This is a genomic window from Nocardia sp. CNS-044 (assembly GCF_059570515.1).
The window spans coordinates 140075-166858 of sequence record NZ_JCANSX010000013.1 but is presented as its reverse complement, the minus strand read 5'-3'; the positions used below and the strand labels follow the sequence as shown (position 1 = coordinate 166858).

General features: G+C 68.0%; 25 protein-coding genes, 1 tRNA gene and 1 pseudogene. 18 read left to right on the top strand and 9 right to left on the bottom strand.

Annotated elements, in window-relative coordinates:
* The first annotated feature begins 2 nt into the window (after positions 1-2).
* The 6 genes from lgt (at position 3) to T333_RS33060 (ending at position 5946) form a co-directional block, all read left to right on the top strand.
* A complete protein-coding gene (gene lgt, locus T333_RS33085; protein ID WP_496426931.1) occupies positions 3-1262 on the top strand; it encodes a prolipoprotein diacylglyceryl transferase in 1260 nt (419 codons plus the stop codon).
* 233 nt (positions 1263-1495) lie between these two features.
* The gene (locus T333_RS33080; protein ID WP_496426930.1) at positions 1496-1948 is read left to right on the top strand and encodes a TM2 domain-containing protein; all 453 of its coding nucleotides are present in this window, start codon (positions 1496-1498) and stop codon (positions 1946-1948) included.
* Positions 1949-2116: 168 nt separating this feature from the next.
* Positions 2117-2872 carry an amino acid ABC transporter substrate-binding protein gene (locus T333_RS33075; protein WP_496426929.1) on the top strand — a complete coding sequence of 252 codons (756 nt, stop codon included), beginning with the start codon at positions 2117-2119 and terminating at the stop codon, positions 2870-2872.
* Positions 2873-2878: 6 nt separating this feature from the next.
* The gene (locus T333_RS33070; protein ID WP_308209788.1) at positions 2879-3547 is read left to right on the top strand and encodes an amino acid ABC transporter permease; all 669 of its coding nucleotides are present in this window, start codon (positions 2879-2881) and stop codon (positions 3545-3547) included.
* 70 nt (positions 3548-3617) lie between these two features.
* Positions 3618-5039 carry a pyruvate kinase gene (gene pyk, locus T333_RS33065; protein ID WP_355004115.1) on the top strand — a complete coding sequence of 474 codons (1422 nt, stop codon included), beginning with the start codon at positions 3618-3620 and terminating at the stop codon, positions 5037-5039.
* Between the two features lie 94 nt (positions 5040-5133).
* Positions 5134-5946 carry an acyl-CoA thioesterase gene (locus tag T333_RS33060; RefSeq protein WP_355004167.1) on the top strand — a complete coding sequence of 271 codons (813 nt, stop codon included), beginning with the start codon at positions 5134-5136 and terminating at the stop codon, positions 5944-5946.
* A 51-nt stretch (positions 5947-5997) separates the two neighbouring features.
* On the opposite strand, the gene T333_RS33055 is transcribed toward T333_RS33060, so the two are convergent.
* From T333_RS33055 to T333_RS33040, 4 genes are all read right to left on the bottom strand, one after another.
* On the bottom strand, positions 5998-6405 hold the full coding sequence (locus T333_RS33055) for a hypothetical protein (protein WP_496426928.1): 408 nt from the start codon (positions 6403-6405) through the stop codon (positions 5998-6000).
* Positions 6406-6654: 249 nt separating this feature from the next.
* Positions 6655-7275: an arsenate reductase/protein-tyrosine-phosphatase family protein gene (locus tag T333_RS33050; protein WP_355004112.1), complete on the bottom strand. Its 621-nt coding sequence runs from the start codon at positions 7273-7275 to the stop codon at positions 6655-6657.
* A 227-nt stretch (positions 7276-7502) separates the two neighbouring features.
* Positions 7503-8015, bottom strand: a complete 513-nt coding sequence (locus tag T333_RS33045; RefSeq protein ID WP_355004111.1) for a monooxygenase family protein — start codon at positions 8013-8015, stop codon at positions 7503-7505.
* A gap of 390 nt (positions 8016-8405) precedes the next feature.
* A tRNA-Leu gene (locus tag T333_RS33040) sits at positions 8406-8492 on the bottom strand.
* Positions 8493-8713: 221 nt separating this feature from the next.
* On the opposite strand from T333_RS33040, the gene T333_RS33035 reads away from it, so the two are divergent.
* From T333_RS33035 to polA, 9 genes and pseudogenes are all read left to right on the top strand, one after another.
* Positions 8714-9334 carry an ANTAR domain-containing response regulator gene (locus tag T333_RS33035; RefSeq protein ID WP_097248397.1) on the top strand — a complete coding sequence of 207 codons (621 nt, stop codon included), beginning with the start codon at positions 8714-8716 and terminating at the stop codon, positions 9332-9334.
* 235 nt (positions 9335-9569) lie between these two features.
* A complete protein-coding gene (locus T333_RS33030) occupies positions 9570-10769 on the top strand; it encodes a branched-chain amino acid ABC transporter substrate-binding protein (protein ID WP_355004107.1) in 1200 nt (399 codons plus the stop codon).
* 87 nt (positions 10770-10856) lie between these two features.
* Positions 10857-11894, top strand: a complete 1038-nt coding sequence (locus tag T333_RS33025) for a branched-chain amino acid ABC transporter permease (RefSeq protein ID WP_355004106.1) — start codon at positions 10857-10859, stop codon at positions 11892-11894.
* Entirely contained in the window at positions 11891-13294 is a 1404-nt protein-coding gene (locus tag T333_RS33020) for a branched-chain amino acid ABC transporter permease (protein WP_355004105.1), read from the top strand. The genes T333_RS33025 and T333_RS33020 overlap by 4 nt, the downstream gene beginning before the upstream one ends.
* Positions 13291-14247, top strand: a pseudogene (locus T333_RS33015) (ABC transporter ATP-binding protein); the annotation flags it as partial. The gene T333_RS33020 and the pseudogene T333_RS33015, both read left to right, overlap by 4 nt.
* Positions 14248-14595: 348 nt before the next feature.
* On the top strand, positions 14596-15291 hold the full coding sequence (locus T333_RS33010; RefSeq protein WP_355004166.1) for an ABC transporter ATP-binding protein: 696 nt from the start codon (positions 14596-14598) through the stop codon (positions 15289-15291).
* 16 nt (positions 15292-15307) lie between these two features.
* Positions 15308-16978 carry a DUF885 domain-containing protein gene (locus T333_RS33005; protein WP_496426927.1) on the top strand — a complete coding sequence of 557 codons (1671 nt, stop codon included), beginning with the start codon at positions 15308-15310 and terminating at the stop codon, positions 16976-16978.
* Between the two features lie 87 nt (positions 16979-17065).
* A complete protein-coding gene (locus T333_RS33000; protein ID WP_355004103.1) occupies positions 17066-18055 on the top strand; it encodes a neutral zinc metallopeptidase in 990 nt (329 codons plus the stop codon).
* An 80-nt stretch (positions 18056-18135) separates the two neighbouring features.
* Complete coding sequence (gene polA, locus T333_RS32995; RefSeq protein WP_496426926.1) at positions 18136-20871, top strand: DNA polymerase I; 2736 nt, start codon at positions 18136-18138, stop codon at positions 20869-20871.
* A gap of 138 nt (positions 20872-21009) precedes the next feature.
* Here the strand turns inward: polA and T333_RS32990 are convergent, their stop codons facing one another.
* Positions 21010-21615 (bottom strand): TetR/AcrR family transcriptional regulator, encoded by a 606-nt coding sequence (locus T333_RS32990; RefSeq protein WP_496426925.1) that lies wholly within the window; start codon positions 21613-21615, stop codon positions 21010-21012.
* Between the two features lie 65 nt (positions 21616-21680).
* On the opposite strand from T333_RS32990, the gene T333_RS32985 reads away from it, so the two are divergent.
* Complete coding sequence (locus T333_RS32985; RefSeq protein ID WP_496426924.1) at positions 21681-22967, top strand: YhgE/Pip domain-containing protein; 1287 nt, start codon at positions 21681-21683, stop codon at positions 22965-22967.
* A 165-nt stretch (positions 22968-23132) separates the two neighbouring features.
* Here T333_RS32985 and T333_RS32980 read toward each other — a convergent pair whose 3' ends face one another.
* On the bottom strand, positions 23133-23435 hold the full coding sequence (locus T333_RS32980; protein ID WP_355004099.1) for a DUF6191 domain-containing protein: 303 nt from the start codon (positions 23433-23435) through the stop codon (positions 23133-23135).
* A 340-nt stretch (positions 23436-23775) separates the two neighbouring features.
* Here T333_RS32980 and T333_RS32975 point away from each other — a divergent pair, with 340 nt between their 5' ends.
* Entirely contained in the window at positions 23776-24201 is a 426-nt protein-coding gene (locus tag T333_RS32975) for a 2-isopropylmalate synthase (protein ID WP_357256073.1), read from the top strand.
* A gap of 57 nt (positions 24202-24258) precedes the next feature.
* Here T333_RS32975 and trxA read toward each other — a convergent pair whose 3' ends face one another.
* Positions 24259-24630, bottom strand: coding sequence for a thioredoxin (trxA, locus tag T333_RS32970; protein WP_355004097.1), 372 nt, complete (start codon positions 24628-24630; stop codon positions 24259-24261).
* A gap of 48 nt (positions 24631-24678) precedes the next feature.
* On the bottom strand, positions 24679-25200 hold the full coding sequence (locus T333_RS32965) for a 2'-5' RNA ligase family protein (protein WP_355004096.1): 522 nt from the start codon (positions 25198-25200) through the stop codon (positions 24679-24681).
* Positions 25201-25278: 78 nt separating this feature from the next.
* Between T333_RS32965 and T333_RS32960 the strand changes: the two genes are divergently transcribed.
* Entirely contained in the window at positions 25279-26364 is a 1086-nt protein-coding gene (locus T333_RS32960) for an isocitrate/isopropylmalate dehydrogenase family protein (protein ID WP_355004095.1), read from the top strand.
* 15 nt (positions 26365-26379) lie between these two features.
* On the opposite strand, the gene T333_RS32955 is transcribed toward T333_RS32960, so the two are convergent.
* Positions 26380-26724: a hypothetical protein gene (locus T333_RS32955; protein WP_355004094.1), complete on the bottom strand. Its 345-nt coding sequence runs from the start codon at positions 26722-26724 to the stop codon at positions 26380-26382.
* Positions 26725-26784 lie beyond the last annotated feature (60 nt).

Sequence of the window (26784 nt, the reverse complement as noted above, 5' to 3'; positions counted from 1 at the left end):
CCGTGACGTTACGAAGCGATGTGCTGGCCTATATCCCCAGCCCCCCGCAAGGCGTGTGGCAACTCGGGCCGATCCCGTTGCGGGCCTATGCCCTGTGCATCATCCTCGGCATCGTCGTCGCCATCTGGTGGGGCGAGCGGCGCTGGCAGGAGCGCGGCGGTCAGCAGGGCACGGTGCTGGACGTCGCCATGTTCGCGGTGCCGTTCGGCCTGGTCGGCGGGCGCCTCTACCACGTGGCCACGGACTGGCAGAAGTACTTCGGCGCGGGCGGCAACCCGATCGAGGCGCTCTACATCTGGCAGGGCGGGCTCGGCATCTGGGGCGCGGTGTTCCTCGGCGGCGTCGGCGCCTGGATCGGCTGCCGGGTGTACCGCATCCCGTTGCCCGCTTTCGGCGACGCCATCGCGCCGCCGATCCTGCTGGCCCAGGCCATCGGCCGCCTCGGCAACTGGTTCAACCAGGAACTCTACGGCCGCGAGACCACCGTGCCCTGGGGCCTGGAGATCTACCCGAGGTTCGACGCCAACGGCGATCCCGACCCGATGAACGGTGTCTCCAACGACGTGGTCGAGAAGATCGTGCACCCGACGTTCCTCTACGAGTTGCTCTGGAACGTGCTGATCGTGGTGCTGCTGGTGCAGATCGACAAGCGCTGGCGGATCGGCCATGGTCGGCTGTTCGCGCTCTACGTCGCGGGATACAGCTTCGGCCGGTTCTGCGTGGAGCTGATGCGCGACGACGAGGCCACCATGATCGCGGGCATCCGCGTCAACTCGTTCACCTCGGCGCTCGTCTTCCTCGCGGCCATCGCCTATTTCGTGTTCGCCACGAAGGGACGCGAGACCGCGGATCAATTGCAACCCGGCGCGATGAACCGACCGTGGCCGTGGCAGATCGGCGCGTTGCGTGCCGCGGGCGTATCGGCGGCGACGGCCGGGGGCGGCGTGGCGCTGACCAAGGAGTCCGCGAAAGACGACGCGGGCGAATCGGACTCGGAATCGGGCCGGTTGGATGATCCCGGCGAGGCGATGTCGGAGAACTCCGACAGCGGTGAGTCGGCGACTATGAGCGCGGAGAAGTCCACCGAGGCTACGGCAGCGAACTCGGCGAAGTCGCCGCACGGAGGCGAGAAGTCCACTGCGGCCGAGAAGTCCGCCGCGGTCGCGGAGACGGGTGCCTCCCCGGAAGCGGACGAGTCCATCGAGGACGCGAAGTCCGCTGCCGGAGTGGGCGAGAAGTTCACCGCCGACAAGGGCGAGTAGCTCGCGACCGCGAAATCGACGGCGGGCGTAGGCAACACATTCACCACAGGGCGCGATAAACCACACGGGGTCCGAGGAATCCAATTCCTCGGACCCCGTGCCCTATGGGCGCTGATGCGACAAAATCGATCGATTCCGGCGAGAATGACCGGTGATCGTCGCGGGCGTGCCCGTCGAGGCGATCGTCGAACCGGGGGCCAGCAATGGGTGCCCACTTGATGAGGAGGACATGAGTGACCGACCCTTACCAGAACAACCAGGGCTTCGGCGGCCCGCAGTACGGTCCGCCCGGTACGGGACCGGACCTGAACAAGGACGCTTCGGGCCAGCAGTACGGCCAGCCCGCCGACCCGTACGGTCAGCAGCAGTTCGGCCAGCAGCCGGGTGGTTACCCGCCTGCCGCGCCGTACGGTCAGCCGCAGGGCTACAACCCGGCCGATCCGGAGGCGCCGTACGGCCGTGACGCGTTCGGCGTGCCGCTGTCCGACAAGCAGAAGATGATCGCGGGCATTCTGCAGCTGCTGGTCGGCACCCTGGGTATCGGTCGCTTCTACCTGGGGTACACGACCATCGGCATCCTGCAGATCGTCACCTGCGGTGGTTGCGGAATCTGGGCGCTCATCGACGGGATCATGATCCTCACCGGCAAGGTGCCCGACGCCAACGGGCGACCCCTGCGGGACTGATCGCCAGCCGAAGGGCGCCGCCGACAAGGCGGCGCCCTTCGTGTTTCCGCGACGCGACCTTTCGCGCACGTTGATCGAAATACTGTGCAACGGCCCGCGACGGGCGTAACTTGGGCCGGATCTGTGTGTCGTGTGTGGGGCCGTCCACGCACCGGAGAGAGGGATTTCGTGCGTCGCAAGCTGTTCGCCGCCGCCATGCTCGCCATCGTCGCCGCCACCGGCCTCACCGCCTGCGGTAGCGGCGACGACCCGAACGTGCTGAAGGTCGGCACCGAGGGCACCTACTCGCCGTTCAGCTACCAGGGCTCCGACGGCGCGCTCACCGGCTACGACGTCGACGTGGTTCGCGCCGTCGCCGACAAACTCGGCCGCAAGGTCGAGTTCGTGCAGACGCCGTGGGACGCGATCTTCGCGGGCATGGAGTCCAAGCGCTTCGATCTGGTCGCCAACCAGGTCTCGATCACCGAGGAGCGCAAGAACAAGTACGAGCTCTCCCAGCCGTACACGACCTCCGAGGGCGTGATCGTCACCCGCGCCGACAACAACGCCATCACCTCGCTCGCCGATCTCGCGGGCAAGACCTCCGCGCAGTCCGCCACCAGCAACTGGAGTGCCGTCGCCGCGGGCGCCGGCGCGAAGGTGGAGGCCGTCGAGGGCTGGGTGCAGGCCATCCAGCTGCTGAAGAACGGTCGCGTCGACTGCACCGTCAACGACAACCTGGTGTTCAACGAGTACACCAAGACCTCCGGCGACAAGTCGGTGAAGATCGCCGCGCAGACCGGCGAGACCAGCACCATGGGCTTCGCCGCCCGCAAGGGCGACCCGTTGATCGCCGAGGTGAACCGCGCGCTGGACGAGCTGCGCGCCGAAGGCAGACTGGCGCAGATCTCGGAGAAGTACTTCGGCGTCGACGTCAGCGAATAACCGCCAGTGGACGCCGCGACCCGGGAGCTGATCTGGCGCAACCTGTGGCCGATGCTCGAGGCCACCGTCACCAAGACCATTCCGCTCACCGCGATCAGCTTCGTGATCGGTTTGGCGCTCGCGCTGTTCGTCGCGCTGGCGCGGATGTCGCCGACCTGGCTGCTGTCCGCGCCCGCGCGCTTCTACATCTCGATCATCCGCGGCACGCCGCTGCTGGTGCAGCTGTTCATCGTGTTCTACGCGCTGCCGCAGTTCGACATCGTCATCGATCCGTTCCCGGCGGCGGTGATCGCGTTCAGCCTGAATGTCGGTGGCTACGCGGCCGAGGTGGTGCGCGCCGCGATCCTGTCGGTCGCGCACGGCCAGTGGGAGGCGGCGCAGGCGCTCGGCATGTCGTATCCGATGATGCTGCGGCTGATCATCCTGCCGCAGGCCGCGCGCATCGCGGTGCCGCCGCTGTCGAACACGCTCATCTCGCTGGTCAAGGACACCTCGCTGGCCTCGACCATCCTGGTCACCGAACTGCTGCGCACCGCCCAGCTGGCGGCCGCGCCGACCTTCGACTTCTTCGCCCTCTACGGGGTGGCCGCGCTGTACTACTGGGTCATCTGCCTGATCCTCGGCTTCGGTCAGACTCGCCTGGAGACCCGCCTGTCCCGGCACGTCGCCAGGTGAGGACCAGTTCACCAATTCTTCACCGAGGCCACGACGGGCCCACGCCACCCGGCAGGACTAGGCTCTACTCGTGATGCGACGGACGAAGATTGTGTGCACGCTCGGCCCGGCCACTGCCACCGAGGACCGTATCCGCGAACTCGTCGAGAGCGGGATGGACGTTGCGCGGCTGAACTTCAGCCACGGCGAGCACGCGGACCACGCCGAGAACTACAAGAAGGTGCGGCAGGCGTCGGACCACGTCGGCAGAGCGGTCGGCATCCTCGCCGATCTACAGGGCCCCAAGATCCGGCTCGGCCGGTTCACCGAGGGCCGTACGGTGTGGGCGACCGGCGAGGAAGTGCGCATCACCGTAGACGACGTGGACGGTAGCCACAGCCGCGTCTCGACCACCTACAAGGAGCTGGCCAAGGACGCCAAGCCCGGCGACCGCCTGCTCGTCGACGACGGCAAGGTCGGCCTGACGGTGACCGCTGTCGACGGCAACGACGTGGTGTGCCGGGTGACCGAGGGCGGACCGGTCTCCAACAACAAGGGCGTCTCGCTGCCCGGCATGGACGTCTCGGTGCCCGCGCTGTCCGAGAAGGACATCGAGGACCTGGAATTCGCGCTGAAGCTCGGCGTCGACTTCATCGCGCTCTCGTTCGTGCGCTCGCCCTCCGACGTGGAGCTGGTGCACGACGTGATGGACCGGGTCGGCAGGCGCGTCCCGGTGATCGGCAAGCTGGAGAAGCCCGAGGCCATCGACAACCTCGAGGCGATCGTGCTCGCCTTCGACGCGATCATGGTCGCGCGTGGCGACCTCGGCGTCGAGCTGCCGCTGGAGCAGGTGCCGCTGGTACAGAAGAAGGCCATCCAGATGGCCAGGGAGAACGCCAAGCCGGTCATCGTCGCGACCCAGATGCTGGAGTCGATGATCGAGAACTCGCGCCCGACCCGCGCCGAGGCCTCGGACGTGGCCAACGCGGTGCTGGACGGCGCGGACGCGGTCATGCTCTCCGGTGAGACCTCGGTCGGCACGTACCCGATCGAGACGGTGCGCACCATGGCGCGAATCGTGCACGCGGTCGAGGCAGAGTCCTCCACCCGGGTGCCGCCGCTGACCCACGTGCCGCGCACCAAGCGCGGCGTCATCTCCTACGCCGCGCGCGACATCGGCGAGCGGCTCAACGCCAAGGCGCTGGTGGCGTTCACCCAGTCCGGCGACACCGTGCGCCGCCTGGCCCGCCTGCACACCCCGCTGCCGCTGCTCGCCTTCACCCCGCTGCCCGAGGTGCGCAGCCAGCTCGCGTTGACCTGGGGCACCGAGACGTTCATCGTGCCGACGGTGAAGACCACCGACGCGATGATCCACCAGGTGGACCAGGCGTTGCTGTCGATGGACCGATACAAGAAGGGTGACCTGGTGGTCATCGTGGCGGGCTCCCCGCCCGGTACTGTCGGTTCCACCAACCTGATCCACGTGCACCGTATCGGTGAGGAGGACCATTAGAGTGAGTGCTTCGCTAGGCGGCCACGTCGGCACCCAAGACCCGACGACGCGGTCCGATCTGGATGTGTTGCTCGGTCTGCTCGATCTCGAGCAGATGGACACCGACGTCTTCGTCGGTCACCATCCGGAGAAGGTCTGGAGCCGGACCTTCGGCGGACAGCTGGTCGCCCAGGCGATCATGGCGGCCGGTCGCACCGTGGGCGACCGGCCCGTGCACGCCGTGAACGCGCACTTCGTGCGGGGCGGCGATCCGAAGCAGCCGATCGAGTACCGGGTGGACCGGCACCGGGACGGCCGCTCCTTCGCCAACCGCACGGTCACCGCGGTGCAGGACGATCAGGAGCTGTTCGTCATGCTGGCCGCCTTCCAGGACTGGGGCAAGGGGCTGGAGCACGCCCATCCCCACCCCGAGGTGCCGGATCCCGAGCAGTTGCCGCGCGTCGAGGAGAGCTTCGAAGGCTTGGAGGACAAGCTGGAGATGTTCGTCAACGCGCCGCACCCGATCGACATGCGCTACACCAACGACCCGGCCTGGATTCTGAAAGGCACGGGGGAGCGGCTCAACCACAACCGCGTCTGGATGCGCGCCGACGGCACGCTGCCCGACGATCCGCTGATCCACGTCGCCACGCTCGGTTATTCGTCCGACACCACGGTGCTCGACTCGATCATCACCACGCACGGCCTGTCCTGGGGACTGGACCGGATCGTCGCGGCCACCGTGAACCACTCCATCTGGTTCCACCGCCCGTTCCGCTTCGACGACTGGGCCCTGTACTCCACCGAGTCCCCGGTCGCGGCGGGCTCGCGCGGCCTGGCCACCGGCCGGTTCTACTCGCGCAGCGGTGAGCTCCTGGCCACCACGGTGCAGGAAGGTCTGATCCGCCACTTCCCGTCGCGTCGGTGACCGGAAGCGCTAGGCACTGTCTCGGAGGCTAGCCGGACTTCGAGGCAGGGCCTAGAGGATTTCCCGCTCGGTCTCGAAATCGAAGCTGTCCCTGCGCTGCGTGCTTATCGTCCGCGGCACATCGGGATCGGCGGTGCCGCAGGATGTTTCGATCATCAGCCGCCGTTCCAGCGCGGCCAGGCTCGGGGCGGTCAGATCGCGCGGTGCGCCGACCAGGCTGAGCGCGATCTCGTAGGTGCGGCGCGGGTCCGGATCGCTGCCCGGATGGCTTCCGCGCCATTGGGTTTCGAGCACCACGTGCGTGGGGTTGTCGGGTTCGACGGGCAATGTGAAACGCCAGGCGAAGACGTCGCGGTCGTGCAGGTGGTCGTCCACCACCGCGCGAACCCTCTCGACGACTTGTTCGAGGATCTCTGGCGTCACATAAACATGAAGCGAAACATCCGAGATTCTCGGCATGTCTGGTTCCTGTCGTGTGTCGGACCACCAATGACTGATGCTGTCCGCCGGGAGTTTAATGCCTCGGTGCTCTCGCGCGACACAGCCGGGCGCGATTTCGGGCGCGCGTTCCGATTTCGCGGTGTTTGCCGGACGCCGAGTCCGGCCGGATTGCGCTGCGTCACCGGGTTGCGCTGTGTCATCGAGTTGCCCGGTGCCAGCGGATTGCGCTGAACCACCGGATTGCGTTGTGTCACGGGATGAGCCGCGTCACCGGATGCGATGCGCCGCCAGGAAAGCCGAGAGCGGCGCGGGCGCGGCGCCCGGTTGCAGCACTAGTCCGGTGCGGTCGTCGTCTTCGGGCCGGGTTTGTGCGTGCGGCGCCAGCGCCAGCATCAACGGCACAAGCGCTTCGGCGATGCGGTCGCCGACTTCGCAATAGGCGGCCTCGGAAAGACCGACCGGGTCGGCGATGTTCTCCCTGCCGACCAAGGACAGATCGTTGCGGGCCAGATTCAGGTCGGCGACCGTGCGCGCGCCGGTGACCTTGGCGATCCGGTGCGCTTCCAGCAGCGTGAAAGTGCGTGCGGCGGCGCCGAATGCCATGTCGGCGGCTTGATCTCGGATTTGTTCGGTCATCGCGAGCACGAGATCGGCGCGGTCGATCATTTCCGGCTTGAGTTTGCGCGCGCGGAAACCCTCCGGATCCGCACCGAGACCGGAAATGGTTTGCGCGGTGAGCGGTTCGATGGGGAATCCGACCAGCGCGCGGGTGCCCGCGCTTTCCGCGGTGAGACCGGCGAGGTCGTGTTCGACGGCGAGAGCGCGGGTGAGCCGCTCGGCGATCACCGAACGGCAGACATTGCCGTTGCAGACGAACAGGACGTGCATGGGAATACGGTAATTCGGGCTGTCGCCGACCAGAAGGCGCGCGAGTTCGAATCACAGGTGCGCAGACACATATTCATCTCGGTGTCGCGTGCCGTACACAAAGCTCACCCGGGTATTCAGGCGGATTCTCGATGCGCGTCACGATCGAGCGCCGGGCTTATCGCTGTACTTACCCAGACGATTCGACCTTCAATCATCGACCCGTCATCGCGGCGTTGTGCGCTCACTCACTCGTATTCATCTCGGTAATAAGCCTTTTCGGCGATCACCGGCGCGACTTTCGCCTTTTCGCCGTGTACTCGCCCGCGCGTCGAGAACATCGGCCCGCGGGAGGCGACCACCGGGGCGAACCGAGCCATCCCCGTCGCGGGCGCCATGTCGTCGTACATCGCGTCGATGCCGCCGCGCGCGAAGTAGGCCTCGTGCCAGAACCCCGTCCCACCCGAGTCCTTCAGGAATCTCGCCCACCATTCCCGGTGCGGCTCCGACCGCGTCCACCGCTCGAGGCTGTCCAGATCGCGCCAGTACTGCCGCGCACCCCAGTGCGGCGGGAACAACCCCCACACGACGTCCTCGTGCAGCAGCAGCCCGTCCGGCCGGTCCCGATGCGACCGATAGAGCTTCGGCCCCAGCCCCAGCAGCCGCAGCATCCCCCGCGGCCGCCGCACCCGCATCCCGAGGTAGACGACGACCAGATCCGGATACCCGGACAGATCCACGGTCATCCTGCTCACCCGCATACCGCAACCTCCGCAACGGCGCGCACTCCTACGCCCCACCCTACGAGGTACGTGCGAGCCGCCACGTCGGTTCATCCGGATGCTCGCCGCACGCGGCGGCGAGGTTCGCGCCGACACCGCCGACGAGGTGATGGAGGCCGAGCCGTCATCCGGCAGGCAGCGAGACTGCCGGTAAGCGATTCGCCACTGAATCGCCGCGTAGTCTTCCCATGCAGTCCTGAAACGCTGCCGAAGGACCAGCGCGAGCGATGCAGCCAAAGCCAGCCACTGGAAGGGGGTCCGGGGGGCGAAGCCCCGCCGGGCGGGGTCTGGGGGTTGCACCCCCAGATGAACACGAACACCAATGCCCCGGCGCAGCCGCGAAGCGCGCAAGCAGGGCAACCCCAGCATTGGTGCCGAGTGTGGGACTCGAACCCACACGTCCTTTCGGACAACGGTTTTTGAGACCGTCGCGTCTGCCAGTTCCGCCAACCCGGCGCACCGGGTCTGAACTATAGCGGGTCGGGGGCGCTTTTCGGAAACGGGTTGCCGTGTACGCCACAGTTTCCTCTTTGCGCAGGGTATATGCGTTGTGAGCCGAACTGAAAGGTACTCTCTACATCACTCGACAGCGTGCAGGGTGGGGCGAGACCGGTTGGTGTGGGTCTCGGCCCATTCGCGTGTGTCGGGACAGGCATCGGAACCAGAGGGGCATACCTATGAGCACTACTGCAGCAGGGGGCGCCGGCACGAAGAAGGACGCCGGGGCGAAGCGGGTCGTCGTCGCCGAAGACGAGGCGCTCATCCGGATGGATCTGGTCGAGATGCTGACCGAAGAGGGCTATCAGGTGGTCGGCGAGGCGGGCGACGGCCAGCAGGCGGTGGATCTCGCGGTGGAGCACCGGCCCGATCTGGTGATCATGGATGTGAAGATGCCGCGCCGCGACGGTATCGATGCCGCCGCCGAGATCGCGTCGAAACGTGTTGCGCCGGTGGTGATTCTGACCGCCTTCAGTCAGCGCGATCTAGTCGAGCGGGCGCGCGACGCCGGTGCGATGGCGTATCTGGTGAAGCCGTTCACCAAGTCGGATCTGGTGCCCGCGATCGAGTTGGCGGCGAGCCGCTTCCACGAGATCACCGCGCTGGAGGGCGAGGTCGCGAATCTGGCCGATCGGCTGGAGACGCGCAAGCTGGTGGAGCGGGCCAAGGGTGTGCTGATGCAGACGCAGGGTCTGTCCGAGCCGCAGGCTTTCAAGTGGATTCAGCGGACCGCGATGGATCGCCGGACTACGATGAAGGCGGTCGCCGAGGTGGTGCTGGAGAACCTGGCGCCGAAGTGATGCGCCACCCCTCGGGGCGGTCTGGGCTGGAAAGATTTACTCCCCGGAAACGCGATCGCCAAAAAGAATTCGACACGATGTCGTCCGCATGATGCGAATGTGATGCGGATCTAACGTACCGACGCTATGTTCTGACCGGGCTGACGTGGTCGGCCTCCTCGGATTGCCGGGGGAGCACAGGACGTAGAGGTGAGACGTGCTTAGTTCGACATGGCGCAGTCGTTCGACGCGGGGTGTGTTGGTCATCGGTGCCGCCGCGGCGCTCGCACTGACCGGTTGCAGCGACAAATCCACCGACAGCGGCTCGGGCGCGACCGGTGCCGGTACGGGAGGCCTGTCCATTCAGCCGGTCATGCAGGTGGACACCGCGGGCAAGGAAGTGCCGAAGACGGATCCCGCGAAGGCGGCCGATCCCGCGGGTGACGGCAAGGCCACCTGTGCTCCCGGTACCGCCGTCGCCATGGCGGGCGCGCTGACCGGCCCGGACGCGGCGCTCGGCATCAACATCGTCAACGGTGTGAAGCTGGCGCTCGATCAGCACAACAAGGCGAATCCGGGCTGCAAGATCGAGCTGAAGCAGTTCGACACCGAGGGCGATCCGCAGAAGGCGACCCAGGTGATCCCGCAGATCGTCAACGACAAGTCGATCATCGGCCTGGTCGGTCCGGCGTTCTCCGGCGAGACCAAGGCGACCGGCCAGATTCTGAGCGACGCGGGCCTGGTGGCGGTGACGTCCTCGGCGACCAACGCGACGCTGACCCAGAACGGCTGGACCACCTTCTTCCGCGGCCTGGCCAACGACGACGTGCAGGGCCCTTCGGTGGCGAAGTACCTGGTCGGCACCGCGAACTACAAGAAGGTGTGCGTGGTGCAGGACAACACCGATTACGGTGTCGGCCTGGCCAAGAGCGTCACCGAGGGCTTGGGCGCCGCCGCCGATCCGGCGTGCGCGGCCAGCATCAAGAAGGGTGACAAGGACTTCTCGGCCACCGTCACCAAGATCGCGGCGGCGGCGCCGGACGCGGTCTTCTTCTCCGGCTACTACGCCGAGGGCGCGCCGCTGGCGCAGCAGCTGAAGTCCGGTGGCGTGAAGGCCGTGTTCGTCGGCCCGGACGGCGTCAACGACCCGCAGTTCATCTCGCAGGCGGGCAGCGCGGCCAAGGGCGCGAACCTCACCTGCCCCTGTGGCCCGGCTCCGGAGAAGTTCGCCAAGGATTACGAGGCGCTCAACGGGCAGGCGCCCGGCGTGTACTCGGTGGAGGCCTACGACCTGACCACGATCCTGGCCAAGGGCATCGACGGCGGTAAGGTCACCCGCCCCGATCTGCTCGCATTCGTGCGCTCCTACGACGGACCGGGTCTGGCCCGTAACTACAAGTGGAGCCCGAACGGCGAATTGGCCAACGCGCAGATCTGGATCTACGAGGTCAAGTAAGTACCGCGAACCCAGCACGTACGGGGGTGCCCGTGACGCCCCCGTACGTGCTGTTTCATGAGGGGCATTGGTGAAGGCGTTTTTCGAATGACAGCATCAGCACTGGCCGGCGTGGCATACCTCGCCGACGGCTCGATCGACTTCGACTATCAGGGAGTGATCGATCAATTCTGGCGACTGACCGTCGACGGAGTTACCTACGGTTCCATCTACGCCTTGGTAGCGGTGGGCTATACCCTGGTCTACGGCGTACTTCGGCTCATCAATTTCGCCCATTCGGAAATATTCATGTTGGGCATGTTCGGTCAGTTGATCGGACTGATGCTGTTCGGTTTCGCCGCCAGCCCCGATGTCTACAACCAGGGCGTGCTGCTGACGGTCGTGTACATCGGTTTGGCGATGATCGTCGGCATGCTGGTCTCCGGCGGCGCGGCGGTCGGATTGGAGCGGGTCGCCTATCGCCCGCTGCGTAAACGCGGGGCCAAACCGCTGGCCTTCCTGATCACCGCGATCGGCATGTCGTTCGTGATCCAGGAGTTCGTGCACTTCATCCTGCCGAAGATCAATCCCGATCTCGGCGGCACCAATGCCCAGCAGCCGATCCAGCTCGTCGAGCCGACGGTGCAGTTCAGCTTCAGCGGCGCCGATGTCACGAATATCGCGATCCTCATCGTGGTCGCCGCGGTGGTCCTCGCGATCGCCACCGAAATGCTGATCAACAGAACGAAATTCGGCCGCGGCATCCGCGCCGTGGCGCAGGACCCGGACACCGCGACGCTCATGGGCGTCTCGCGCGAGCGGGTCATCATGCTGACCTTCCTCATCGGCGGTGTGCTCGCGGGTGCGGCGGCGACGCTGTACGCGATCAAGATCCCGCCCGCGATCATCTACTCCGGCGGTTTCATCCTCGGCATCAAGGCGTTCAGCGCCGCGGTGCTCGGCGGCATCGGCAATCTGCGCGGCGCGCTGCTCGGCGGACTGATCCTCGGGGTCGTGGAGCAGTACGGGCAGATCCTGTTCGGTATCGAATGGCGCGACGTGGTCGCCTTCGTCGTGCTCGTCGTGGTGCTGATGGTCCGCCCGACCGGCATCCTCGGTGAAAGTCTCGGGAGGGCCCGCGCATGATCGACTCGACCAAGACCCCGCCGCGCCAGGGCGTCGGCGACGCGCTGCGCACCTGGTGGGAGGGCCTGTCCCGCCCAGCCCAGTGGGCCGTCGGCGTGCCCGCGATCGCCGCGCTCGCGCTGCTTCCGCTCTTTCCGCCCCCGATCCTGGACACCCCCGCCTACAACTTCGGCCTCGTCATGGCCGAGGTCGCTATGTTCGCGCTGATCGCCATCGGCCTGAATGTTGTTGTCGGACAGGCGGGTCTGCTCGACCTCGGCTATGTCGGCTTCTACGCCATCGGCGCCTACACGGTGGGCCTGCTCACCAGCCCGAACAGTCCGTGGAACCAGACCGACGGCGGCTGGCTCGACCCGGAGTGGGCATGGCTGGCGTGTCTGCCGATCGCGGTCGCGGTGACCGCGCTCTCGGGTCTGATCCTCGGCTCGCCGACGCTGCGACTGCGCGGCGACTACCTCGCGATCGTCACGCTCGGCTTCGGCGAGATCGTGCGACTGCTCGCCGACAACCTGCACGAGCTGACCAACGGCAGCCTCGGGCTGTCAGGGGTGGCGTACCCGCACGTGGGCGAATCGGAGGAGAAGCCGAACGGCGTGTTCTCCGCGGGCAACACCGGCGATCCGGACAGCGCCAACCTGCTGGACCGAGCCAGCTACGGCACCTACTGGTTCTGGCTCGGCATGGTGCTGGTGATCGTCGTGCTGCTGATCGTCGGCAACCTGGAACGCAGCCGGGTCGGCCGCGCCTGGGTCGCCATCCGCGAGGACGAGGACGCCGCCGAGATCATGGGCGTGCCGACCTTCAAGTTCAAGCTGTGGGCGTTCCTGATCGGCGCCGCGGTGGGTGGTCTGTCCGGCGCGATGTACGCGGGCCAGGTGCAGTTCATCAATCCGACCGGGTTCAACATCATCAACTCGATGCTGTTCCTCTGCGCGGTGGTGATCGGCGGCCAGGGCAACAAGCTCGGTGTCATCTTCGGCGCGTTCATCATCGCCTACCTGCCCAAGCGGCTGACCTCGGTGCAGCTGGTGGACAACGAGTCGACCGGCTACGTGCTGCTGATCGTCGACGTGGTGCTGTTCGTCGGCCTGCTGGTGCTCTGGCGGTACAAGGGCCGCGAATTCGGCATCTGGCCGCGCCGCGGATTGATCACCGGCATGGTGTTCACCGGCGTCATGGCCGCGCTGCTGCTCGGCAGCGTGCTGCTGTTCCGCAAGGGCGGCGCCCAGTCGCTCGGCGACCTCAAGTATCTGTATTTCGGAATCGCGTTGGTGGTGATGATGATTCTGCGGCCGCAGGGTCTGTTCCCGGCCCGGCAGAAGCTGCTCACCTACGGCAGGCAGGTGTACCAAGCGGTGCGCAGACCCACGGTGGGCGAGCCGATCGGAGCGGGGAAATGACCGGGCCCGGCGCGGGCGACGCGCTGTTCGACAACGAGGACATGGCCGCGGGCTACGCCGCACCGCCCGCGGAGGAGAAGAGCGCGGGCGAGGTCGACGTCACCGCGGTGCTTCCGGAATTCGGCGACGAAGAAGCGGTCGCCGAAGTCGTCGCCCCGCATCGGGAGATCGAGACCGAGGTCGGCGCCCCGCTGCTGAAGACCGAGGGACTCACCGTCAAGTTCGGCGGTCTCACCGCGCTGGACAACGTCAGTTTCGAGATCCGCCGCGGCGAGATCCTCGGGCTCATCGGTCCCAACGGCGCGGGCAAGACCACCTGCTTCAATGCGATCACCGGCGTGTACAAGCCCGCCTCCGGGCTGGTGTATTTCGACGGCAAGCCGCTGACCAAGACCAAGCGCAACGCCATCACCCGGCTCGGCATCGCCCGCACCTTCCAGAACGTGCGGCTCTTCGGCGAGATGACCGCGCTGGAGAACGTGGTGGTCGGCACCGACGCCAGGCACAAGACCTCGGTGCCCGGCGCGGTGTTCCGCAGTCCGCGGCACCGGCGCGAGGAGCGCGACGCCATCGAACGCGGGATGGCGCTGCTCGAATTCGTGGGCATCGCGCCGCGCGCGGTGGAGAAGGCGCGCAACCTCTCCTACGGCGATCAGCGCCGTTTGGAGATCGCGCGCGCCCTGGCCACCGAGCCGAAACTGCTGTGCCTGGACGAGCCCGCCGCCGGGTTCAATCCCAGCGAGAAGTCGGCGCTGATGGACCTTATTCGCAAGATCCGCGACGACGGGTTCACCGTGCTGTTGATCGAGCACGACATGCGACTTGTCATGGGCGTGACCGATCGGATCGTGGTGCTGGAGTTCGGCCGTAAGATCGCCGACGGTCTGCCCCGTGAGATTCGGGAGGATCCGGGGGTCATCGCGGCGTATCTCGGCGTGCCGGATTCGGATGTCGAAAGCGGTTCTGCCGCAGGGGCTTCCACCGAAGGTGAATCCGGGTCGGCGTCTGCGAGCGAATCCGGATCGGATCCCGAGTCTTCGGGATCCGAAGGTGAATCCGATGCCAGGTCTTCCGCGGCGGAAGGTGAATCCGGAACCTCGGCGACCGGGGGTGAAACCGGCCCGTCTTCGTCCGCCGAGGGCGACGAATCCGATTCCGGCGCGGGGGAATCGACGGGGAAGCCGCCGACCCCTCCGGCCGGTGGCGCCCAGGTGAGTGTTCGGAAGGAGCCGGGACCGGACAAGGACTCCGCCGCGCCGCGCGACTTCAGCGACGCGCCCGCGCTGCTCGAGGTCGACGACATGGTCGTCAACTACGGCAGAATCCAGGCATTGCACGGTGTTTCGCTGCGGGTCGCGGAGGGCGAGCTGGTCACCCTGCTCGGCGCGAACGGCGCGGGCAAGACCACCACCATGCGCGCGCTGTCCGGGCTGCTGCCGCTGGCGCGCGGGCGGATCAAGTTCGAGGGCCGCGACATCACCACGATGAAGGCGCACGAACGGGTCGTCGGCGGGTTGATCCAGGCGCCGGAAGGCCGGGGCGTGTTCCCCGGCATGACGGTGCAGGAAAACCTCGACATGGGCTGCTACGGGCGGACTTTCGCGCAGAAGGCCGAGTACCAGCGAACGTTGGACTGGGTGTTCGAGCTGTTCCCCCGGCTACTGGAGCGGCGCAAACAGGTCGGCGGCACACTCTCCGGCGGCGAACAGCAGATGCTCGCCATCGGCCGCTCGCTGATGGCGCGCCCGCGCCTGCTGCTGCTCGACGAGCCGTCGATGGGCTTGGCGCCCATGGTGATCCAGCAGATCTTCCGCATCATCGGGGAGATCAACCGGCAGGGCACCACGGTGCTGCTCGTCGAGCAGAACGCCCAGCAGGCGCTGGCCCGCAGCGACCGCGCCTACATCCTGGAGACCGGCGGCGTCACCAAGACCGGTAGCGGCAGCCAGCTGCTCACCGATCCCGCGGTGAAGTCGGCCTACCTCGGCGTGGGGTGAGAGTAGCCTCGCCAGCATGGACGAGGAGCTGCTCGAACTGGCGGACCGGTACTGGGACGAGACGTTGGCGGCGTCGCCGAGCCTGGCAACCCTGCTCGGCGACCACCGCTTCGACGATCGCATCGAGGATCTCTCGCTCGACGCCGAACAGCGTCGGCTCGAGTCCTCGCGCGATCTGCTCGGCCGGGTCGACGCGCTCGACCCGGCCCGTCTCTCGCCCGCCGATCGGGTGACCCGCGCCCTGCTGCGCGCGGAATTGGCCACGGCGGTGGACCATTTGGCCTGGCGGCCGCTGGAAATGGCCTCCGATCAGATGGACGGCGTCCACGCGGCGCTGCTCACCGCGGCGCCGCAGATGAACGCGCCGCGGCCCGAGCACGCGCGGGCCCTGGTGCGGCGGCACGAACAGCTCGGCGACATGCTCAGCACGGCGGTGGACCGTTTCCGCGACGGTCTCGCCGCGGGCCGCGCCCCGGCTCGGATCACCATCGAGCGTTCGCTCAACCAGCTCGACGGGTATCTGGCCTCGGACCCGTCGACCGATCCGTTCGTCACCTTCGCCGGACCGCAGGACTGGGACGGCGAGGCCGAATGGCGCGCCGAGCTGGCGCGGGTCGCGGCGGACGTGATCCGTCCCGCGTTCCAGCGGTACCGCGGCGCGCTCGCCGACGAACTGCTGCCCGCGGGCAGGCCCGACGAGCGAAGCGGTCTGTGCTGGCTCGGCGACGACGGCGCCGAGATCTACCGCAGCCTGCTGCGCCACCACACCACCCTGCCCGATCTGGGCGCGGAGGAGATCCACGAGCTGGGTCTTTCCGAGTTGGCTTTGCTGCGTGAGGAATACGCGCGGATCGGCACTCGGCTGTGGGGCACGTCGGATCTCGCGGAGATCTTCGGCAAGCTGCGCGACGATCCCGAGCTGTGTTATCGCGACGGCGAGCAGATCATGGTCGACGCCAAACGCTGCCTCGACGCCGCGACGGCCGAGATGGGGAACTGGTTCGGCAGGTTGCCCCGGGAAACCTGCGACATCGTGCCGGTGCCGGACTTCCTGGCCGCCGACGCCCCGACGGCCTACTACTTCCCGCCCGCCGCCGACGGCTCCCGTCCGGGAACGTATTTCGTGAATCAGTACGAGCCGCAGGGCCGCGGCCGGTTCGAGACCGCGGCCGTGGCCTTCCACGAGGCGATCCCCGGCCACCACCTGCAACTCACCATCGCCAACGAGCTCGAGCACTTGCCGCGCTTCCAGCGCCAGTCCTTCGCCAACACCGCCTTCGTGGAGGGCTGGGCGCTCTACACCGAGCGGCTGGCCGACGAGATGGGCTTGTACGCCGACGATCTCGACCGGCTCGGCATGCTCGCGGGCGATTCCTGGCGCTCCTGCCGCCTGGTGGTGGACACCGGCATCCACGCGAAGGGGTGGAGCAGGCAGCGGGCCATCGACTTCATGGTGGCCAATGCGCCGGTCGGGCTGACCGAGATCACCGTCGAGATCGACCGCTACATCGCGATTCCCGGCCAGGCGGTGTCCTACAAGGTGGGGCAGCTGGAGATTCGGAAGCAGCGAGCGCTGGCCACCGAGCGGCTTGGGGAGCGCTTCGACATCAAGGCTTTCCACGATGTCGTGCTCGGCTCGGGCACGGTGAGCCTGCCGGTGCTCAGGGAGTTGGTCGCCACCCTGTGAGGTCCGCGCTTCGAACGGCCGAGTTGCGGGCGGACGCCGCGTCGGGTTCCATGAAGGTGCGTTGACGAAGCACGGTCAGGGGGGACGATGAACCGGCTGTTGGCAACCCACGTCCGAAGACGAATCCTCATCGCGCTGCTCTGCGGTGCGGTGGCGCTGGGCGCGGCGGCGAGCATCGCCGCGCTGAGCGGGCCGCCCGCGGACGCGGGCGCCCTCCGGACCGGAGGACTCACGGCCGCGACCGGACCCGGCTTCGCCGGATCGGTCGGCAACGCGACCGATCCCGCGCGCGACGCCGCCCCGCCGATCGCGCCCGCGCCGCTGGCCGGGCTCCCGCTGGCCGGATCGCCGCACGCCTCGTCGGCCCGCCCGGTGTACGCGCTGCGGGACCATCCGCTGTTCGCCCAGCACATCGGGTTGGGCCGGGTCGACTGCGAGTTGCCCGAATGGCGCGACGAACCCGAGGCCGCGCGGGTGTTCTATCGCGCCGCGCTCGGCTGTCTCAACGCGGCGTGGGAGCCGACGTTGCGCGGCGCCGGCCTGCCGTTCCGGCCACCTCGACTGGACGCGCCCGCCGCGGCCGACGCGGTGCGCAGCGCCTGCCCGCAGGACGGACGACCCGCGTCGTACTGCGAGTCGGACGAGACGATCGTCATCCCGTACGCCGCCGCGCGCGACGTCACCGCCGATTCGCGCCGCGGCGCGCAACTGGCGCTGCTCGCCCAGGAATACGGTCACCACATCCAGCACGTGGTCGGAGTGCTGCGCGCCTACACCGAGCGCCGCACCCAAGTGGGCTGGCAGACCGCGGCGGGCCAGGAACAGAGCAGACGGCTCGAGCTGCAGGCCGGTTGTTTCGCGGGCATGTTCTTCGGCATCAACCACAGTCGCGGCGACATCGACCAGCGGACCTGGGACGAGGCCGCCGACCGGGCGCGCGCCGTGGCCGACCGGCCCGGCGCACCCCGCCTGCACGGCGCGGACCACAACGTGTGGGGCTGGTGGAAGTGGGGCTCCGACAAGGGCGACACCTGGGAGTGCAACACCTGGTACGCCGACCAGGAGAACGTCGAGTAGAGCCGCCGCCCGAGCCGGTTCGGCGCGAGTCCCGGTATCGGCGTATCGGCTTGTCGGTGCCGGTCCCTAGACTCTGGGGCGTGAGCTCACCTTCGACTGCCTCGCGTCCCGCTTCCGCGACCGCCACCGCTTCCGGCGACCGGCCGACACTGCTGTTGCTGGACGGGCATTCGCTCGCCTACCGCGCTTTCTTCGCGCTACCCGCGGAGAACTTCAAGACGGTCACCGGACAGACCACGAACGCGGTGTACGGGTTCACGGCGATGCTCATCAACCTGCTGCGCGACGAGAAGCCGACCCACGTCGCGGCGGCCTTCGACGTGTCGCGCAAGACCTTCCGCACCGAGGCGTACCCGGAGTACAAGGCCAACCGCAGCCAGACGCCGGACGAGTTCCGCGGCCAGGTGGAGCTCACCAAGGACGTGCTAGGCGCGCTCGGCATCCCGGTGATGGCGATCGACGGTTTCGAGGCCGACGACGTGATCGCGACCATCACCACCCAGGCGCAGGCCGAGGGCTTCCGCATCCTGATCGTCACCGGCGACCGCGACTCGATCCAGCTGGTCAACGACGAGGTCACGGTGCTGTACCCGCGTAAGGGCGTCAGCGACCTGACCAGGTTCACGCCCGACGAGGTGATGGCCAAGTACGGCCTCACCCCGAACCAGTACCCGGACTACGCGGCGCTGCGCGGCGACCCGAGCGACAACCTGCCCGGCATCCCCGGCGTAGGGGAGAAGACCGCCGCCAAGTGGATCCGCGAGTACGGCGATCTGGCCACCCTGGTGGAGAAGGTGGACCAGGTGAAGGGCAAGGTCGGCGACGCGCTGCGGGCCAACCTCAGCAGCGTGGTGCTCAACCGGCAGCTCACCGAGATGGTCAAGGACGTGCCGCTGCCCTACACCCCTGATCAGTTGGCGCAGGCGCCGTGGAACCGCGAGCAGATCCACCAGCTCTTCGACGATCTCGAATTCCGCGTGCTGCGCGACCGGCTGTTCGAGACCCTGGCGCCGCCGGAGCCGGAGGCCGAGTCCGGTTTCGAGATCTCCGGGGGCGCGCTCGCCGTCGGCGCGGTCGCCGAGTGGCTCGCCGCGCACGCGAAAGCCGGTGTCCGCCATGGTGTCTCGGTGGTCGGCACGGGCTCGCCGGGCAACGGGGACGTGAAGGCGATCGCGATCGCGGCCGCCGACGGTGAGAGCGGCTACATCGACGTCACCGTGCTCGCCCCGGAGGACGAGGCGGCGCTCGGCGCCTGGCTCGCCGACGCCGCGGTGTTCAAGGCGCTGCACGAGGCCAAGTCGGCTGGGCACGCGCTGCGCGGCCGCGGCTGGCGCATCGCGGGGCTGACCAGCGACACCGCGCTCGCGGCCTATCTGGTCCGGCCCGGCCAGCGCAGTTTCAATCTCGACGACCTCTCGCTGCGCTACCTGCGCCGCGAGCTGCGCGCCGAGACCGACGTGGCGCCCCAGCTCTCGCTGCTCGACGACGAGGACACCGTCGACGCGGAGCTGGCCCAGGCCGAGATGCTGCGCGCCCGCGCGGTGCTCGACCTGGCCGCCGCGCTGGACGAGGAACTCGAGCAGATCGAGTCCACCGCGCTGCTCACCGACATGGAACTGCCGCTGCTCGGCGTGCTGTCCACCCTGGAGGACGCGGGCATCGCGGTCGACGTCCCGCAGTTGGAGTCGCTGCAACGCCAGTTCGCCGACAAAGTGAGCGAGGCGGCCGAGGCGGCCTACGGCGTGATCGGCAAGCAGATCAACCTCGGCTCGCCCAAGCAGCTGCAGGTGGTGCTGTTCGACGAGCTCGACATGCCGAAGACCAAGCGCACCAAGACCGGCTACACCACCGACGCCGACGCGCTGGAATCGCTGTTCGAGAAGACCCAGCACCCGTTCCTCGAGCACCTGCTCGCGCACCGCGACGCGACCCGGCTCAAGGTGACGGTGGACGGCCTGCTGAAGTCCGTCGCCGAGGACGGCCGCATCCACACCACGTTCAACCAGACGATCGCGGCCACCGGACGGCTCTCCTCGACCGAGCCGAACCTGCAGAACATTCCCATCCGTACCGATACCGGACGCATGATCCGCGATACCTTCGTGGTCGGCGCCGGGTACACGGAACTGATGACCGCCGACTACAGCCAGATCGAGATGCGGATCATGGCGCACCTGTCCGGCGACGAAGGCCTGATCGAGGCGTTCAATTCCGGCGAGGACCTGCACAGCTTCGTCGCGTCCAAGGCCTTCGACATCCCGATCTCCGAGGTGAGCCCGGAACTGCGCAGGCGGATCAAGGCGATGTCGTACGGCCTGGCTTACGGCCTGAGCTCCTACGGCCTCTCGGCGCAGCTGAAGATCAGCACCACCGAGGCCAAGGAGCAGATGGACATCTACTTCTCCCGCTTCGGCCGCATCCGCGACTACCTGTACGAGGTGGTCGAGCAGGCGCGCAAGGTCGGCTACACCGAGACGCTGTTCGGCCGCCGCCGCTACCTGCCCGACCTGGATTCCAGCAACCGGCAGCGCCGCGAGGCCGCCGAGCGGATGGCGCTCAACGCGCCCATCCAGGGCACCGCCGCCGACATCATCAAGGTCGCGATGATCAACGTGCACAAGGCGATTCGCGAGGCGGACTTGCGCTCGCGGATGCTGCTGCAGATCCACGACGAACTCGTCTTCGAGGTCGCCGAGGGCGAGCGGGAAACACTGGAACAGCTCGCGTGCGAACAGATGTCGGCCGCGATCGACCTGTCCGTGCCGCTGGACGTGTCGGTCGGCACGGGGCGAAGCTGGGATTCCGCCGCGCACTGAGCTTCCGGCCCCACACATCTGGCGTACGCCTCACAACAGCGCTGCCTCTGTGCGGCGTGTGCGGGATGTGTGGGAAGGCGGGATTCGCGTACGGGCCCCGCGCGGGGGCTCGGGGCGAGGGGTATGCCAGGGTCGGGTCTAGGTTTGCCGGCGTGGGCGCAGGCCGTCCATCATGTGGGTGGTCATCTCGTCCAGGAGCTCTTCGGCGGCTTCGCCGGCGATCACGCCGGAACTGACGAAGGTGGCCAGGCCCTGGAGTGCGGCGACAGCCGAAAGGGCGATGCGCCGTGGTTCGCCCGCGGTGACCTCCCCGCGCGCCTGCGCGTCCGCGATCAGTGCGACCGGCGCCGCGAAGGCGCGGTCGACGGCCTCTGACATCGTGTCGCCCGCGGCCGGGCTGTGCCTGCGCGCGAACATCAGCGCGAGCAGCGCCGAGTTCTCCGTCGCGAAGCGCAGGTAGGTTCGCGCCATCTCGCGGATGCGTCCGCCGAACGAGTCGCTCGGCGCGGTCCGCTCGAGCGCGGCGCCCAGCTGCTGGAATCCGGACACCGCGAGGGCGTCGAGCAATGCCTGCTTGTCCTTGAAATGCCGGGTCGGTGCCGCGTGGCTGACCCCGACGTCGCGGGCAAGCTGTCGCAGGGACAAGCCGTCGACACCGGATTCCCGCAGCGTGGCCTCGGCGCGCTGGAGCAGCTCGGCGCGCAGGTCGCCGTGGTGATAGGCGCGGCCTCGGGTGATCGACATGGTGTATGCAGGATAACAACATGTAGTCGTTGACTACTTTGTAGGCACTGCCTACATTTTCCGGTATGACGGTTCGGACCTTCACCGCCCCGATCGCCGTGTTGATGGTGTTCGCGGCGTTGCTCGCCACCATGTACCTCGGCTACGCCAGCAATACCGAGACGAACCTGCACGACTTTCCCGTCGCGCTGGTGAACCAGGACGTCGGAGACACGATCGACGGCAAGCCCGCGAACTTCGGCGCCCAGGTCACCGACGGACTGGTTGCCGAGATCCCCTCGGAGACGGTCGATCTGCGCGTCGTCGGCATCGCCGAGGCGCGCAACCAGTTGCAGAACGCCGAGGTGTACGGCGCCATCGTCATCCCCTCGGACTTCACCAAGCGACTCGCCATTCTCGGCGCTGGCGCGGTGGTACCTGGCGAGATCGAGCGACCGGTCATCACCGTGCAGACCAATCCCCGCGTCGGGCCCTACACGACCGGCATCATGCAGCGGATCGCCGACCGCGCGCTGGTCAGGGTGAACGAGGCCGTCGGCAAGAACCTCACCGACCAGGTGAACGCCGCGCTCGCGAACGGAACCCCCGTCGAGATGAGCGGCGCGGCAAGGCTTTCGCTCTCCGATCCGGTGCAGGTGATCACGGCTCCCTACCGGCCAATGGACGACGGCGCCGGGCAGGGTCTGGTCGCGTTCTTCTACACACTGATCCTGCTGCTCGCCGGATTCACCGGCGCCATGATCATTCACACGCTCGTCGATTCGGTGCTCGGCTTCACGCCGACCGAGTTCGGCCCCTGGTTCGTGCATCCGCCCGCCACCGGCGTCTCACGGCTGCGCACCCTGCTGGTCAAGTGGGGCGTCATCGCCACCGCGGCGCCCATTCTGTCGGCGGTATTCCTCGGCGTCGCAACGGTAGTGGGCGTCCCACTCGGCAACGGGCCGCTGCTGTGGCTGTACGGCACCCTGGCCATCATCGCCGTCGGCGTCACCGCGCTCGCGGTGCTCGCGGCCTTCGGTACCGCGGGCCTGCTGGTGAACCTGGTCCTGTTCGTGGTGCTCGGACTGCCCTCCTCGGCCGCCACCGTCCCGCTGGAGGCCACGCCGTCCTACATCTCGAATCTGGCCGCCTTCGAACCCATGCACCAGATCTACCTGGCCGTGCGCGCGATCCTCTTCTTCGATGCGCATGCCGAAGCCGGTCTCGGCCAAGGCCTTTGGATGACCGTGCTCGGATTGGCCATCGGCCTCGTCCTCGGCGTCCTCGCCACCCACCTCTACGATCGCCGCGGCCTGGACCGCGCCGCCGCATCGGATCCGGCGCCGGTCGCGATCCCCGTCACGGCGGTGTGAGTCCTACCGGGCGAGAGCGGCCGCGGATCTCGAACTGTCCGCGGCCGCTCTCCACGACGAATCACGCTGTGCCGGTGCGTACTTGGTGCGTGCCAGCGTCCCTTGTAGGCGTGGCTGAAGGACGTTCCCACGGGGCGCGACCGGCGTGCCGAGGACGCGCTACGACTACCGGCGGACCAATCGCGCCGCGCCGGTGCTCAGATCCACCTCGTCGCGAGGCGGCGCGCCATCGGACATGGTCTCGCGGTGCATGAGGGTGGTCTGGCGCTGTTCGAACTCGTAGTGCTTGGAGCCTTGGAAGACCGCGGTCACCTCTTCGAAGCCGGTGGCGGAAAGCGGGTGGCCGGTGCGGCGTTTGGTCCAGGGAAGCAGACGGCTGCCGGTGAGGCGATTCCAGAGGACCTCGGTGCAGGCGAGCGCGACGAGCAGGATGGCGAGACCGGGGATGGTCATGGCGACGAGACCCATGCCACAAAGGTACCCGCGCCGCGTGCCGTGTGAGCTGCGGTGATGATACTCGTGAGTAGAGGAAACGGGGGTACGAAAAGGTTGCTATCGGGCTTCGCAGTGCCTATCCTCGATGCCGTGCCGAATCCCGCCGACCGCCACAGCGCAGCGCTCCGAGTCGCAGACCGCGACCGCGTTGCGCTAATTCCGCTTACCGCGGTGGTGGCGCACGCGCGACTTCTCGTAGTAACCCGCCGTAGCGGGGTCTGATTCGGACCGGCCCCCTCGCTGCGGGCTATTGATGTGTTGACGCTGGTCCCCTCCGCCGACATTCTTCGGGAAGACCTACCTCACAATGACCATGCTCACTCTTGATACGCAGACTTTCATCGCCGCCGCGCCCAAGGGGCTGCGGGCGGAAGCCGCCGGGATGACGCCGACGGAGTTCTACGACCGCTACTGCGGGCACACCGGTCCGGTCCGGCTCAGTGAATTCGCCGGCGGTCACCGCAACGCGGAGTGCACCGCGACGCTCGAGTTCGCCGACCACCTGCGCACGGTGGCCACCACCGGCAGCCCGGTCGCCGCCCTCACCTCGGCTCTCTACGAGGAGGGCTACCCCGTGGAGATCTTGCAGTTCCACCAGCGCCGCACCGCGGGCGGCACCGCGACCTTCGTCCGGTGCGAACTCGACGGCAAGCGCGGGTGGGGCGCGGCGGTCGCCGACGACGGCGCCGAATCCATTGTCCGCGCGATGATTTCCGGTATCAACCGACTCGGTTCCTGAAAGCACGACGGGCCGGGCGCCCCGCTGGGGGTGCCCGGCCCGATCCGTCGGCTCGGCCTATTCGGAAGCGGACTGCTGCTCGGCGAGCTGCTTGCGGACCTCGTCCATGTCGAGGGCCTTCACCTGGGTGACCAGATCCTCGAGCGCGGCCGGGGGCAGCGCGCCCGGCTGTGCGAACACCAGCACACCCTCGCGGAACGCCATGATGGTCGGAATGGAGCGGATGTTCGCGGCGGCCGCGAGGCCCTGCTCGGATTCGGTGTCGACCTTGCCGTGGACGACGTCCGGGTGCTTGGTCGAGGAGGCCTCGAAAGTCGGCGCGAAGCTCTTGCACGGACCGCACCACTCGGCCCAGAAATCGACGAGTACCACGTCGTTTCCGGTGACTACCTCATCGAAGTTCTGCTGGGTCAGCGTCTGGGTGGCCATGACGTCCTCTCGTTCGAATGTTGCCAGCTGTAACGCCGGGCTCGTCTCTTATCTTCCACGGGCCACCGGCCACTCCCGCCGTTGGTCGCCGTCCCATCGCCGGATACCCACGATGGTCGCGGGGAAATCACGGTCGGCGGCTACGGCGTGTACCGCAGTGCCGAGCTGCCGGACCGATACCCGCCTGGCCAGCGTGATATGCGGCGTCCACGCGTCCGGTCGCAGGTTCGCGGGCGCGCCGGGACACGGCGACACGACGTCGTAGACCCGCCTTTGCAGCGTGAGCAGTTGCTCGGAGGGAACCACCAGCCGAACGAGAATCGGGTGCCGCGCCCCGAACACCAGCACCCCGCCGAGCCGTACCGGGAATGGCCGGAAGATCAGCTGGTCGAGTGCGTGGTCGATGCGCGGCCAGATCTGTCTGGCCACGGCGATCGTGATGTGCGGGCGATGGGTCTCGATCGCCTTCGCCGTGACACTCGGCAGTCCGGCCTCCGCGAGCAGCGCCCACTGCCGCCGAATCTCCGCCTCGGCCGCGTCGTCCACCAGCAATTCGACCGACTGCACCATGATCTTTCCAACGTAGCCGCGCGGCCGGTGCCGCGGGCCGGTTCCGGTGCGGCGAGGCGTCGGCGAGAGGATTGCCCGGTGAAGCTAGCGAGGACAGCGGTGCGACTGGGATTGATCGAGGGCGACGGGATCGGTCCCGAGGTGGTGCGCGCGACCAGGGTGGTCGTGGACGAGGCGCTGGCGGCGGCCGGCGCGCCCGCGGTGGAGTGGGTGGAGTTGCCGATGGGTCACCGCGCCATCGAGGAGTTCGGCGCCGCGCTGCCGGAACACACGCTGCGCGGGCTCGAGGAACTCGACGCGTGGGTCCTCGGACCGCACGACAACGCGTCCTATCCGGCCGAGCATCGCGGCGCGGTGGCGCCGGGCGGCGCGATCCGCAAGCAGTTCGGCCTGTTCGCCAACATCCGCCCGGCCCGCGCCTTTCCCGGTGTGCGGTCGGCGGCGCCGGATATCGACCTGGTGATCGTGCGCGAGAACAGCGAGGGGTTCTACGCCGACCGCAATATGTTCGCCGGGTCGGGCGAGTTCCAGCCGACCCGCGACATGGCCATGGCCGTCGGCGTGGTGACCCGGCGGGCCTGCGAGCTGATCGCGCACGAGGCCTTCCGCCTGGCCTCGGCCCGCCGCAAGCGGGTGACCATCGTGCACAAGGCGAACGTGCTGCCGATGACCATGGGACTGTTCCGCGACGTCTGCTACGAGGTGGCGCGCGCCTACCCCGGCGTCGAGGTGGACGACGAGCACGTGGACGCCACGGCCGCGCATCTGGTCCGCGCCGCGGGCGATTTCGACGTGCTGGTCACCGAGAATCTGTTCGGCGACATCCTGTCCGATCTGGCGGGCGAGCTGAGCGGTTCGCTCGGCATGGCCGCCTCGCTGAATTGTTCGGCCACCCGCGCGATGGCGCAGGCGGTGCACGGCGCCGCGCCGACGCTGGCCGGACACAACCGCGCCAACCCGGTGGCGCTACAGCTGTCCGCGGCGATGTTGCTGCGCTGGTTGGGAACTCGCGACGCGGACGCCGCGGCGAGCGACGCCGCCGACCGCATCGAACGGGCGGTCGCCGCCACCTTCGCGGCGGGCATCGCGACCGCGGATCTGGGTGGTCAGGCCTCGACGGCGGAGTTCACCGAGCAGGTGTGCGCGCGGGTGCACCGCCGCTGAACCCGGCGGGCGGCCTCAGTTGCCGCTGTTCAGCCCCGAGGCGATCTTGACGACCACCTTCTCGTCGGTCACCTCTTGGACCGTGACGTTCATGCCTTCGGCGGGCTGGGTCTCACCGACCGGGACGTCGACCTGCTGGCCGCCGATCTTCAGGGTGACCGTGTTGCCGTTCACCGCGACGAGTTCCGCGTCGATGCCGAGGATATTGGCTTTGGCGTCCACGCCGCGGGTGAAGGTCACGGTGCACCCGCCGACATTGCACTCGGACTTGGTGCCGGGCCCCTCCACGGTGCAGGCGGCAGCGCCGAGTGGGGCGAGCAGGGCCACGAAGGACAGGGCGATCAGCCGTCGAACACGCACGCGCCCAGTGTAGAGGGAAAACCGGACATCTCCGGCGCGTCGCATGCGACGCCACCGCGG

Excerpts from the sequence above, each read along its gene's own strand:
- trxA (WP_355004097.1), bottom strand. The coding sequence starts at position 24,630 with ATGGCCACCCAGACGCTGACCCAGCAGAACTTCGATGAGGTAGTCACC.
- T333_RS32980 (WP_355004099.1), bottom strand. The coding sequence starts at position 23,435 with ATGGGTCTCGTCGCCATGACCATCCCCGGTCTCGCCATCCTGCTCGTC.
- T333_RS32990 (WP_496426925.1), bottom strand. The coding sequence starts at position 21,615 with ATGTCGATCACCCGAGGCCGCGCCTATCACCACGGCGACCTGCGCGCC.
- T333_RS33020 (WP_355004105.1), top strand. The coding sequence starts at position 11,891 with ATGATCGACTCGACCAAGACCCCGCCGCGCCAGGGCGTCGGCGACGCG.
- T333_RS33055 (WP_496426928.1), bottom strand. The coding sequence starts at position 6,405 with ATGCCGAGAATCTCGGATGTTTCGCTTCATGTTTATGTGACGCCAGAG.
- T333_RS33035 (WP_097248397.1), top strand. The coding sequence starts at position 8,714 with ATGAGCACTACTGCAGCAGGGGGCGCCGGCACGAAGAAGGACGCCGGG.
- T333_RS32975 (WP_357256073.1), top strand. The coding sequence starts at position 23,776 with ATGCTCACTCTTGATACGCAGACTTTCATCGCCGCCGCGCCCAAGGGG.
- T333_RS33005 (WP_496426927.1), top strand. The coding sequence starts at position 15,308 with ATGGACGAGGAGCTGCTCGAACTGGCGGACCGGTACTGGGACGAGACG.
- T333_RS33010 (WP_355004166.1), top strand. The coding sequence starts at position 14,596 with ATGGTCGTCAACTACGGCAGAATCCAGGCATTGCACGGTGTTTCGCTG.
- T333_RS33025 (WP_355004106.1), top strand. The coding sequence starts at position 10,857 with ATGACAGCATCAGCACTGGCCGGCGTGGCATACCTCGCCGACGGCTCG.
- T333_RS33050 (WP_355004112.1), bottom strand. The coding sequence starts at position 7,275 with ATGCACGTCCTGTTCGTCTGCAACGGCAATGTCTGCCGTTCGGTGATC.
- T333_RS32985 (WP_496426924.1), top strand. The coding sequence starts at position 21,681 with ATGACGGTTCGGACCTTCACCGCCCCGATCGCCGTGTTGATGGTGTTC.
- T333_RS33060 (WP_355004167.1), top strand. The coding sequence starts at position 5,134 with ATGGACACCGACGTCTTCGTCGGTCACCATCCGGAGAAGGTCTGGAGC.
- T333_RS32965 (WP_355004096.1), bottom strand. The coding sequence starts at position 25,200 with ATGGTGCAGTCGGTCGAATTGCTGGTGGACGACGCGGCCGAGGCGGAG.
- T333_RS33000 (WP_355004103.1), top strand. The coding sequence starts at position 17,066 with ATGAACCGGCTGTTGGCAACCCACGTCCGAAGACGAATCCTCATCGCG.
- T333_RS33045 (WP_355004111.1), bottom strand. The coding sequence starts at position 8,015 with ATGCGGGTGAGCAGGATGACCGTGGATCTGTCCGGGTATCCGGATCTG.